Raw genomic sequence first — 12600 nt, forward strand, 5'->3', positions numbered from 1 at the left:
ATGAGAATTTTTAACAAACTATCTATAAAATCTACCCTCGCTACGCTAGCGCTTTCAGCCTTGCTTTTCTCGGGGTGTAATAAAGATTTGCAATTGGATCCTACCGGACGTATTGCTCCTTCTGTTGTATTTGCAACAACACAAAATGCTTACGCGGCGATTAATGGTATGCACCGCTATATGTACTCGCAATGGTACAGCAACCAAGCTGCCGGCGGGCAGAGTGGAAATATGCTCTATATGGAGGTGTTGGGTGAAGATTTTGTAATGACCGCAGCAGCAAACGGTTGGTTCAATACGGAACATCGCTGGATTTCACACCGCGATGAAAATGCAAATATTCTGACATTTAACTATGGCTTTTATTACGCGCTGATTGCGAATGCGAATGAAATAATAGCCAACATTGATGGCGCGGAAGGGCCGCAGGAAGACAAGAACTTCTTGAAAGCACAAGCTTTGACTTACCGTGCCTGGTCGTACTACCAAATGGTACAATTGTTTGGTAAGCGTTATGTAAAAGGTGGGGACAACTCTTCGATGGGGATGTCGCTAATTTTGGAAAGGACAGTGGGGGCAGTGCCTCGTAATACGGTGGAAGAGGTGTATACACAGATCAATACGGATTTGGATGCGGCCATAGGCCTGTTTGCTACTGCTACAACTCGGCCAAACATTTCTCACTTAAATGCAAATGTGGCACATGGCGTTAAAGCGCGCGTTGCATTAACGCAACAAAACTACGATATTGCTGTCGCGGAGGCCAAAGCAGCTAGATCTGGTTTTACGCTTATGAACCAAGATCAGTATGTCAACTCCTTTGTGAGTTTTGCCAATCCGGAATGGATTTGGGGAATTGAGCATCGGGAAGATCAGCCTACTTATTTCTATTCCTTTTATGCATATGTGGGTAACTTTAGTTCGACAAATACACGGGGAAATCCAAAAGCGATCAATTCATTATTGTATGCTAAAATTCCGACTACCGATGTTCGGAAGAAATTGTGGGATCAAAACGGAAATACGCCTGGATTCCCAGTGGCTGCAAGTGGTGTGAGACGTCCGTATATGACACGTAAGTTTACTATGCCTAACCCTGCAAACAGTAATGGTGATCTGATGTTTATGCGCGCAGCAGAAATGTATTTGATCGAAGCGGAATCGTTGGCTAAACTAGGTGGAAGAGAAGCGGAAGCAAGGCAGACGCTATTTGATTTGGTTAAGACAAGAGATGCTAATTACGCGGTTTCCACAAACTCAGGTGCAGCGTTGGTGGAAGAAATTTTAACGCAACGTCGTATAGAACTTTGGGGTGAAGGGTTCCGTTTTTATGATCTAAAACGCTTAAACCTTCCATTGGACAGAACGGGAGCAAACCATAATACGTCGCTCGCCGTTAAAATGAACGTGCCAGCAGGAAGTGATGAATGGGAATTCTTAATCCCTCGCGGTGAAATCGATAGAACCTTAGGTGTCGTTCAACAGAACACACGTTAATAATTAATTTTACTATCTACCTTTAAACGGGAGTTGTCTGAATGGCAACTCCTTTTTTTGTCGTATAACCATCCATCGGTTGTGTCGCATTGTTGTTGCTATGGATTCCCATCTCGTTTAGCGATAGTTCTCTTTGCCTTGTCATATTTTTGAACCTGAACACTCGTGTTTGCGACACCCTAATACTTTTCTTACGCAAAATACCGCCCATTTTTTATAGACATATTTAAAAAGTAAGGAACTTATATATGTATTGTTATAGTGTTGTTTTATTGATATTAATGGTGATATTATTACTTTATAAAAATAGAATTAAAGTTAATTTTATTATTTTAGTTCTCTTTTTTAACTTGACCGGCACCTAATTAACAATTATATTAGCGGTACCAATCAATAAATGTTCGCCTGCATTTACATTGATAGCACAATATTTTTTTCCAAATTGGAACAAACGGATATTTTAAACTAACAAATGTAATTATGAAGCGAAAAGACTGCACATATGGCGCCACTACGAACTACTGGCGTGAATTCAACATCAAAATCTGCGGAATACATTAAGCTAGATCTGCTTTAGGCGTCAACTATGCTCTCTAGAGCTGTGCGTGCGAAAACTTGGACCTTTGTCAAAGGTCTCCCATACTCTTGTTCTTTGAGTCTTGGGAAGCGGGCTTATATGGTTTGCGATCCCATGGAAAATAACTTATTAACTAACAACAACTATATGAAACAACAATTATTAAGTATTTTTTTTGTGCTGACCTGCCTAATCGGCGTTTCGTTCGCGCAAACCCGGCAGGTGACCGGGAAGGTCACTTCGGCAGCAGATGGTGCGCCTATTAGTGGGGCGACGGTACTGTTGAAGGGAACATCTACTGCAACGCAGACTGACGCTAACGGGCAATTTGTCATTTTGGCGCCAGATGCTGCAGCCCTAATCGTCAGGAACATAGGATACGTCGAAAAGCTTGTGACAGTAAGTTCAAATGCCTTAAATATTCGTCTCGAAACAACTGAAGCTGCCCTTGATGAAGTTGTAGTCGTGGGATATGGCTCTGGAACAAATTTATCGACGACAGTCGGCTCTGTAGCTCGTGTATCTTCTAAAGATATTGAAGGGCGTCCTACAGCTAACGCTTTGGAAGCACTTCAAGGTAAAGTTCCAGGTTTACAAGTGTTCACGTCCAGTGGTGAGCCATCGGCGACACAGTCTGTTCGTTTGCATGGTGTTGGATCACTAGGAGGAAGTTCGACGCCTTTGTATGTGTTGGACGGTGTTCCGGTTTCCCCAAACTCTATCGTTTCGATGAACCCAAGTGATTACGAAAGTATCACGGTACTTAAAGACGCGTCAGCAACGTCTATTTACGGTGCACGAGCTGCCAATGGCGTTATCTATTTTACCTCTAAAAAAGGAAATAAGGGCGAAAAAGCTACCATTACATTGCGTTCACAGGTAGGTTGGTCGAATCTGGCTACAACAAAAGCACAAGAAAACCTAATGAATTCAGGCGAACTCCTGAACTTCTGGCAGGAAACTGGGTATCGCACGCCTGCCCAAATTGATCAATTGCGCCAGCAATATCCGAACGATACGCAGTGGTATAAGTATTATAATAAAGAAGATGCTCCGATGCAACAGCACGACCTGAATATTTCTGGAGGTTCGGACAAAACGACCTATTTTATATCTTCAAGTTATTTCGATCAGGAAGGGTTGATGTACAGATCCAGTTTTGACCGGATAACATTAAGAAGCAATATCGACTCCCGGTTAAATGATTGGGTACGCGTAGGGCTAAATTTATCGGGAGGATATGATGTTCGCGAACTTAATGGATGGGGACTAAACGATACTAATGGAGGGCTTGCTCTGTTGGCTCCGCCATTTTATACACCATACGATGCAAATGGTAACGAGTATTATGATCAGCAAATTCCGGGATGGGCGCGTTGGTCTCCACGTTATTTAGCCGATAAAAACCCTGCCGATCGGAAAAGAAAGCAATTTAATCCAGTAGGTTATATTGAAGTGAAGCCAATCTCTGGTTTGTCACTTAAAGTTCAAGGTGGGTTGGATTATACTGGTGATCGGTACACAACTAGACGATTGCCGTCATTTGGTTCTAATTTCGGGAATGGTCAGGGGACGGAGGAATCTGAAGAACAAATTATGCGGACTATCCAAAATACCGCCGAATACAGATTCACTGTTTCGGAGAAGCATAATCTTGCCCTTCTGGCAGGACATGAATACGTTGATTTTACGCGTGATTTCTTTATGGCCTCTTCCACAGGGATGACGGATGACGCTTTAATTTTATTGCCAGCAGGGCCTAGTAATCGTAACGTTGGACAGGAGAAGATTCAATTTGCATTCAATTCTTATTTTGGACGCGCTAGCTATGACTTTGATAAGAAGTATTTCTTTGATGCAACCATAAGACAAGACGCTTCTTCGAGATTTGGTATAAATAACCAAACGGCCACTTTTTGGTCTTTAGGAGGTATGTGGAATGCAAAGTCCGAACTGTTCCTTAAAGATATAGCATGGATTAACGATTTGAAAGTAAGGGCGAGCATCGGCACAACAGGGAATTCCGAAATGCTGATGACGCAACAATATAGCAGTTTGTCTACCACAGGAACCTCCATCTATAACGGAGAAACAGCTTGGGGGGTAGTCTCGCCGGGAAATCCAAATTTAAGCTGGGAGTCCCAGCGTAAATTGACGATTGGGTTTGCTACGACTTTGCTTAATAAGGTGAATTTCGACTTTGAATATTACCATAGAACAACAGACGATATGTTGGTAAATGTTCCTCATCCCTTTACCACGGGATTTGCCAATATTTTGGAAAATGTTGGGTCTTTACAGAATAGAGGTTTTGACATAGCATTAAGTGTCGATGTATTATCGGGAAGCGACTATTTCTTTAGTCCTTATATCAATCTGAATTACAACAAGGAAAAGATTACCGACCTATTTCAAAATAGAGATTACTGGGTAGTGCCTAATACCGGCGTATCATGGGCAATAGGACAACCGGTGATGTACTTTTATCCTGTTGTGGCTGGAGTCAACCCAGAAACTGGTTTACAGCAATGGTTCGTGCCGGGCGAAGATATTGCTCAGACGAACAAAGATCCTAATAATGTCACTTCTGTATTCAACAATGCTAATCTTCAGCAAAATACGGGTATCAAAAGATATCCCCCGTTTAATGGCGGATTTGGTTTTACATCGGGTTACAAAGGGTTTTCGGTAGACGCTTTTTTTGCTTTTTCTCAAGGGAAATACTTAATCAATAATGATCGCTTTTTCTATGAAAATCCTTCTCAGTTCGCGGGTTTTAACCAGTCAAGAGATGTGTTGGATTATTGGAAGGAGACTGGTGATGTTGCAAAATTCCCTAGGTATGGCCAGATCAATCAGTTTGATACAAGTTTAATAGAGGATGCGTCTTTTTTAAGATTGAAGACGTTGACGATTGCCTATCAACTTCCAAGACGTATTCTAGATAGGTCTAAGTTTTTCACGGGAGCGCGCATCTTTTACACTGGTCGTAATTTGTTTACCGCAACCAAATATTTGGGGCCGGATCCTGAAGCCGATTCTAACTTGGCTTTAGGTGTAAACCCCAATACCAAACAATCTATGTTTGGACTAGAAATTCAGTTTTAACTAAAAATACAATACGATGAAATTTAAATATGTAAGGGTTTTAACCGCTATTTTAGGCGTGGCTATCACCTCGTGCGATGTGGAGCGATTGCCATTTGACTTAGTAGAAACAGGGTTGGCATTTCAATCTGTGAGAGACGCGGGGAACTGGCGTAATAGACTATATGGCCAAATGCGAGGAAATTTCTATGGTTCCTTTACTTTTCCTCAGGACGTTCAGGCAGATCAGTTAAATGCAACCTCAGATTACGGGAATCGAAATGGAGGTCCGCATCGCTGGACTTTTTTGGCTGATGATGGCACCATTAGTAATGTATGGTCGCTTCAATATAATGCCTTGACAAATATCAATACGATGTTGAGAGGTTTTGGAACGATCAACCCTGCCAATACAGAAGAAGCGGCACTGCTGGAACTGTACAAAGGGGAGGCACATTTTGCCCGCGCTTTTTATTACCATAGCCTGGTCGTACGGTATGCAAAAATGTATGACCCAAGCACAGCAAGCGCTGATCTTGGTGTTCCGGTAGTTTTGGTTCCGGATTTAGATGGTAATCCTGCACGCGCTACTGTAACGCAGGTTTACGATCAAATATTAAGTGATATCGATGAGGCCAAAAGTCGACTTCAAGGTGTAGCAGGATCGGCTGGTTCCATCAGATTTACTATCGATGCAGTAATTGCACTAGAGGCGAGGGTCAAGCTCTATATGCAAGATTGGGCCGGTGCGAAGGTAGCTGCGGAAATTTTAATCAATTCAGGTACTTATAGACTTTATTCCACTGCGGACGATATAAAAAATATGTGGCACATAGATCTTACAGGGGAAGATATTTTAAATCTAGCTGTGAGCGCGCCCAATGAGTTGCCTAATGCTAATTCCATTTATTTAGGTTATAATGCTGCCCAAAATCTTTTCAGTCCTGATTTTATGCCATCTCAATGGGTAGTCGATAATTATGCGGAGAATGATTACCGTAAAAATGCCTATTTTTTAAACACCGACCTATTGATATTGGGCGCTTTGAGATCTAGTTATTGGGTGGTGAACAAATACCCTGGAAATCCAGTTCTTTTTACATCCAACGTAACTAATTACACACACAAGCCGAAAGTATTCCGTATCGCGGAGACCTATCTTACAGCTGCTGAGGCAAGTTTTAAAGTAGGAAATGAAGCTGATGCCTTGATTCATTTAAATGCTTTACGCGTATCGCGAGGGTTATCCGCAGTTAATGTGAGTGGGGCAGTGTTATTTGGTGCGATTAAAGAGGAGAGAATGAAAGAGCTTGCCTTCGAAGGGTTTCGATTAGATGATTTGCGCCGTTGGGGCGAAGGGTTTACGAGAAGAGAACCGCAGTCAACTGAATTTATCCAAACTGGACCCGAATTTAATACGAAGACAGTAACCGCTAATGACCCTAAATTTATTTGGGGAATTCCAGAGCGCGATCGTACTGTCAATCCAAATATAGTGCAGAACGAAGGCTGGTGATTTTTTTGATTATTGCGCTTGGAAGCTTCAACAAAATCCCGATTTTTATATGGGATTTTGTTGAAGTAAACTTTCTATCAATCGCCGGGGTCTACAGATGCCTTGGTCTCTTAATTTACTTTTCATAGCGACGATGATCCGCTCTGTTGAACAATAATTGTTATTCCTTCTCCTATGTAAAATTAGGTTTGCAACTAATATTTCCTCGTTGCCTTGTTCATGTATCCTTCGTTCCTATCCTTACTTGTTGGTCAGTGTTGTTCATGAAGCTTTGTCTTTTTTTTCATCACATGCCGGTCATGATTCCTGTTTTTAGTGCTGTGTTACTCTAATGTGTAGTGACCGCCCTTGTTTTTACTTGGCTAACAATACCGAGTGTCAGCTTCGCGCCCTTTGTGACATACAGGTTTCCATTTGCGTTAAAAAAACAACGGTTTGTGACTTTATGTAATTAAAATATATGGAATTTGTAGACGGTTGTAGAATAATATTGTAATCAATGTTAACGTGAATTTTTATATTTTATATAGATTAATAAAAATTGAAATAATATATATTTTTATATTTTTATGAGCTATATTGTAACTTTTTTATTTTGAATATTAATCTTTTTACTGTTATATTGGTTGCTGAAGTGGAAAAGGTTAGTTAACATTTATATAAAATTAAGCCGCTTATTGTCCCATATATCGGAGGATTAATGAAAACTAAACAAACGTAATTATGCAACAACAGAATCACATACGCTACCGCGCGATCCATCTCTAGGGCATTCCTTATGCTATATCAGCTCTTAGATTTTGGGAGCCACGAGCTTTTGGAATTCGTGCTTATTCCTGCTATTAGTCTGTGTCAACCCTAGTGTGGGCTTACTTAACGTGGGCAGTATAACGTTGCTCCTTTAAGCTTTAGGGAACGAAACAAACCCACATTCACTTTGTAGGGTATTGATCCTTGTGATCCTTCACGCGATAACTAACTAAACAACGATAAACAAAATGAAACAAAAATTATTAAGTATTCTTTTTGTGCTGACTTGCCTGCTCGGGGTATCGTTCGCGCAAAATAGACAAGTTACCGGAAAGGTGACTTCCGCCAAAGACGGCACGCCTATAAGTGGCGTATCCGTGTCGGTAGTTGGTAGTACTACCGCAACGCAAACAGATGCGGATGGAAAGTATACAATCTCTGTTCCATCCGTTGGAACACTTTCCTTTTCGTATATAGGGTATGTTGCTCAGCGTATTGCACTATCGAACCAATCGGTGCTTGACGTTCAATTAAGCAATGATGAGTCTGCATTGGAAGAGGTGCTAGTGACGGGATATGGAACGCAGCTTAAGAAAGAGTTTACGGGAGCTGCATCTTCAGTCAAAGGAGCTGTTTTGGCAGATCGACCGATTCAAAGTTTCGGTCAGGGATTGACAGGGCAAGCCTCGGGTGTTAATATCGTACAGCCTAATGGACTTTTAAATAATCCACCCGTGATACGTGTGCGTGGTTTAAGCTCGATTTCCTTAAGCTCGTTCCCACTTGTTGTAGTGGATGGGATCCCGATCTCAACAAATGATGTGTCTGTCAATGCGGCTACAAATAATCCTCTTTCCGATATTAATCCCGCTGACATCGAGTCCATCGATATTTTGAAAGATGCGGCGTCAGCATCTATCTATGGATCACGTGCCGCAGCAGGTGTGCTGGTGATTACCACCAAGCGCGGTAAGGTAGGTGCTACTAAAGTTACGTATGACGGTTGGGTAGGTGTGACATCACCCGTCCGCCTACAGAAAGTATTAAATGCGCAGCAATACATGGATTTTAAGAACAATGCTATTGCTAACGCCTTGCAGGTAAATCCTGGTTTTACAGCTGCCCCTGCAGGTGCTTTGAGGCCGAGTTATGATGAAAATGGTGATTTAGTCGATGTAAATTGGGCAGATGTTATATATAGAGATGCATTTTCGCAGAACCACAATTTAACCGTTTCCGGCGGGACTGAAAAAACGCGCTACTATTTTTCGGCTGGAATGACCGATCAAGATGGCTTTTTAGCGGCTAACAATTTCAAACGTAGGAATGGCCGTTTCAATATTGATCACAACTTAACGGATTGGCTAAAAATCGGGGCAAATATCAATTTCACAAATAATATCAACAATGCTCCTAATAGCGGCTCCAATGTGGATGGTGCATTTGCATCTTCGGGTTTAGGTCGTCTAGCCCTAACGCAGGCTCCCAATGTTCCTATTTATAACCCGGCCACCTCAAGCGGCTACAATGTTGAAAATAATGCTATCGGACGTGGTGCAAATGCTATTGCTATGCAATGGTCCAATCCGCAAGTATTAATTGATTTAGATAGGAATACATCCGAAAACAATCGGTTGTTTTCTAATTTCGCTGCCGAAGCAAAGCTGTTAGAGGGCCTGACCTTTAAAACATCTTTTACTTGGGATCTGCGAAATACTCAGAATAACCGCTTTTGGAACCCCATCAACGGCGATGGCCAAGCAACAATCGCGGATGCCTATAATAATCAGACAAAAGCCGATAACTGGAATTGGATTAATACCTTACAGTATCAGCGAAGTTTTGATGATCATAATCTAAATCTTATAGTCGGTTCCGATGCGCAAAAAACTCGCATCACGAACTGGGGAGCGATAAGACAAGGGCTTACAGATCCATTCTTTGATAGTTTCCAAGGCGTATATTTAACAAATTTAGCTGGCCTCGACAACGGTATTGACGATATAGCTTTCGAGGCCTACCTAGCAAGTGCGAGCTATAACTATGCAGGAAAATATTTTATCAGCGGTAATTTCAGACGCGACGGCAATTCCGCTTTGTCGGAGCGTAATCGTTGGGGGAATTTCGGTGGAGCGTCAATAGGTTGGGGTATACACCAGGAAGAGTTTTTTAAGTCAAGTTCCTTGGCCAGGTTTATGAGCAACTTTATGGTTCGGGCTAGTTGGGGTAGGACGGGCAATGGTAACCTGACGAATTACTATGGAGCCTATAGCCTCTATGGAAGCACGGTTTACGGTGCCGCCGCTCCGTCTATCTTCTATGACCAGGCTGGGAATCCAGACCTGAAGTGGGAGACAAATCAACAGACCAACGTTGGCGTAGATCTCGGTTTTTTTAACAATCGGTTATCTGTAGAAGCGAATTGGTTTAACAAAAATATTGACAATCTGATTCTAGAGGTTCCACAGGCTCCGTCGAAAGGAATTCCGGAGAACATTATTCTAACGAATGTGGGCTCCATGTATAACCGAGGATGGGAATTTGCATTGAATGCGACACCAGTGTCTACAAACAATTTCTCATGGCGCGCAAACCTGAACGTTTCATTTATAAAAAATGAGGTAACAGCGTTGATAGATGATAATACCCCTATTTTAGGGTATACGAGCGGACTTGAACTAACTAGCGTAACAATGGTCGGTTATTCCGCTGCTAACATTTATGGTGTGCGCACCACAGGCGTAAATCCAGAAAATGGACGTCGAATATTTATCGATAATCAAGATCGGCAAGTACAATACCAACACTTGGGAGGAGCTAATGCATGGACGTTGCTCGATGGTACGCCGGTAAGCGCTTCATCGGTGACAGGAGCTACTAGACCTCTAGGAAATACGATGCCGACCTACTTTGGCGGTTTCAACAATACCTTCACCTACAAAAATTGGGATTTGTTATTAAATTTTACGTTCTCGGGAGGAAACTATATATACAATGGAACGCGGGCGGGCTTATATGATCAGCGCGTTTGGAATAACTCTGTAGACGTCCTCGATGCCTGGTCGCCCGAAAACACGGGTAGCAATATTCCTAGGCCGATTTACTCCGATAATGTATCGAATGGATCTGCTTTCTTGATCGAAGAACATGTCGAAAAAGGTGATTTTCTTCGTTTGCAAACCGCCACATTAGGGTATCGATTGCCAGAACGGCTGTTCGGAAGGTCCGGTATCTCATCCGCTCGGTTTTACTTGCAGGCAAACAATCTATTTCTACTTACAGGATACACGGGGGTGGATCCGGAAATATCCTCCAACGGTAATTCGAACATATCTTCCGGTATCGAGCGTAATTCCATACCGCAAGGCAGGGCATTTACATTGGGTGTGAGTGTAGGTTTCTAATTCTTAACTATTCAATAAGATGAAAAATATATTTCAAAAATTTAAGGGCAGCGTTACGAAGGCTACCTTTGCGCTGTTGCCATTCACCCTGTTGGCGGTGGGGTGTGGGAAAGATTTCCTGCAATATCCGTCGGAGACCAGTATCCCTGAAGAGATAACGTTCGACACGCCTGAGCGCATCCTTGCTCAGGTAAACGGTCTCTATACATCTACTAAAAACGGAGGTCTGTACGCGGGAAGATATTTGATATACAACGATATCAGGGGTGAAGAGTTTGCAAATAGAACATCAAATACGGTCACTGGCTTCACGACATGGCAATTTACGAATGACCCTACGGATACTTATATTGCTAATTTTTGGACGATGGCATATCTTACCATCAATCGTGTAAATAAGTTCCTTGCAGATTTTGATAATCATCCCGGTGTGGTCTCTGCCGAGCTAGAGGCAAACTACCGCGCGGAGGCAAAATTTATACGCGGACTTTGTTACTACACCCTAGTCCAGTTGTTTGCCATGCCGTACGCCCTTGATAACGGTGCGTCGCCTGGCGTGCCTCTTCGTCTGCAGCCGGAAACAAACACGTCGAATAATAATCTGGCGAGCAGCTCGGTAGCGGAAATTTACGCCCAGATCTTAAGTGATCTTAACGATGCGGAAGCAAACCTTCCTGCATCCTACAGTACAGCAGAATTGAACACAACGCGGGCGCATAAAAACACGGCAATAGCATTGAAAACCCGTATCTATTTGGTGATGAATCGTTACACGGATGTTATTACCGAGGCAAATAAGCTGGTTTCAGTTAATGCTCCATTCGCTTCCCCAAATTCGGCAAATGTAGCGCATCAGCTGAATGCGAATGTCGTCAATGTGTTTAGGACGCCCTTTACTACGTCAGAAAATATATTCTCATTTCCCATGGCTGAAACAAATGCTCCGGGTATACAGAATCAGTTGGGGTATTATTACAATGCCGGCAACATCGAATACTATTTAAGTCGTGGTGCAGCTAGTATTTTCGGTAATACGACAGCTTGGCCATCGGCAGATGCCCGGCGGACGGGGCTTACTGCGGCCTATGATGCCAACATGGATATTTTGACTAAGTGGAGCGGCGCGGCTCCTTTTACAGACTGGGTTCCAGTAATACGATATGCAGAAGTCTTGCTGAACCTTGCCGAAGCTGAAGTGGGAGACCAATCCCGAGCTATTGCGCTTCTGGCGGCGGTAAGAAACCGGTCCGACGCATCTTATGTGTTTTCAGGATTGACAGATAGGGCGAACATAGTTAATAGTATACTTACGGAACGAAGGATAGAATTTCTTGGGGAGGGATTTCGAGTGCCGGATTTGCAGCGAAGACTATCACCAATTGTATCATTGGGTGCCGGCGCAAACATCCCTGTCACAGATGGTAGATACATTTTTCCAATACCAGCGGGAGAGGTGTTGACAAATCCGGGTGTTAGTCAGTAAAGTTGGAGTAGTGAAACGCATGATTCATGCTCCATACGCATCGTTGAAAATTCGATTATAGGCATTGCTTTTAATCACGGCAGTATCGTATAAAAAAGGGTTGGAGTTTAGTGCTCTGATCCTTTTTTTAGATGATTGTGTGTAGAATTGCGTAATGTGATAAGTTAGATTTTATAGCAGTGGCCGTCCTTGCGAGCCAGAGGGACGATGGCGCGGCAATTTTCAGTAGCTGGTAGTGGGTATTGCGTAATGAGATAGTAAGTCTGTCAGAAGAGAGGCCGTCCTT

The 12600-nt window shown here is 42.7% G+C and carries 6 protein-coding genes; 5 read left to right on the forward strand and 1 reads right to left on the reverse strand.

Annotated features, from left to right (window positions below; all coding sequences use genetic code 11):
- Window positions 1–1497, forward strand: a complete 1497-nt coding sequence (locus DI53_RS10410) for a RagB/SusD family nutrient uptake outer membrane protein (protein ID WP_052072334.1) — start codon at window positions 1–3, stop codon at window positions 1495–1497.
- Window positions 1498–1519: 22 nt separating this feature from the next.
- Here DI53_RS10410 and DI53_RS20685 read toward each other — a convergent pair whose 3' ends face one another.
- Window positions 1520–1642, reverse strand: a complete 123-nt coding sequence (locus tag DI53_RS20685; RefSeq protein ID WP_275041041.1) for a hypothetical protein — start codon at window positions 1640–1642, stop codon at window positions 1520–1522.
- Window positions 1643–2221: 579 nt separating this feature from the next.
- Between DI53_RS20685 and DI53_RS10420 the strand changes: the two genes are divergently transcribed.
- The 4 genes from DI53_RS10420 to DI53_RS10435 all read left to right on the forward strand — a co-directional run bounded on the left by DI53_RS10420 (window position 2222) and on the right by DI53_RS10435 (window position 12314).
- Entirely contained in the window at window positions 2222–5182 is a 2961-nt protein-coding gene (locus DI53_RS10420; protein ID WP_037498782.1) for a SusC/RagA family TonB-linked outer membrane protein, read from the forward strand.
- 16 nt (window positions 5183–5198) lie between these two features.
- The gene (locus DI53_RS10425; protein WP_037498764.1) at window positions 5199–6677 is read left to right on the forward strand and encodes a RagB/SusD family nutrient uptake outer membrane protein; all 1479 of its coding nucleotides are present in this window, start codon (window positions 5199–5201) and stop codon (window positions 6675–6677) included.
- 998 nt (window positions 6678–7675) lie between these two features.
- The gene (locus DI53_RS10430; RefSeq protein WP_037498767.1) at window positions 7676–10831 is read left to right on the forward strand and encodes a SusC/RagA family TonB-linked outer membrane protein; all 3156 of its coding nucleotides are present in this window, start codon (window positions 7676–7678) and stop codon (window positions 10829–10831) included.
- Window positions 10832–10850: 19 nt separating this feature from the next.
- Entirely contained in the window at window positions 10851–12314 is a 1464-nt protein-coding gene (locus DI53_RS10435; RefSeq protein WP_037498769.1) for a RagB/SusD family nutrient uptake outer membrane protein, read from the forward strand.
- Window positions 12315–12600 lie beyond the last annotated feature (286 nt).

The organism is Sphingobacterium deserti, from assembly GCF_000757725.1.
Classification (GTDB): domain Bacteria; phylum Bacteroidota; class Bacteroidia; order Sphingobacteriales; family Sphingobacteriaceae; genus Sphingobacterium; species Sphingobacterium deserti.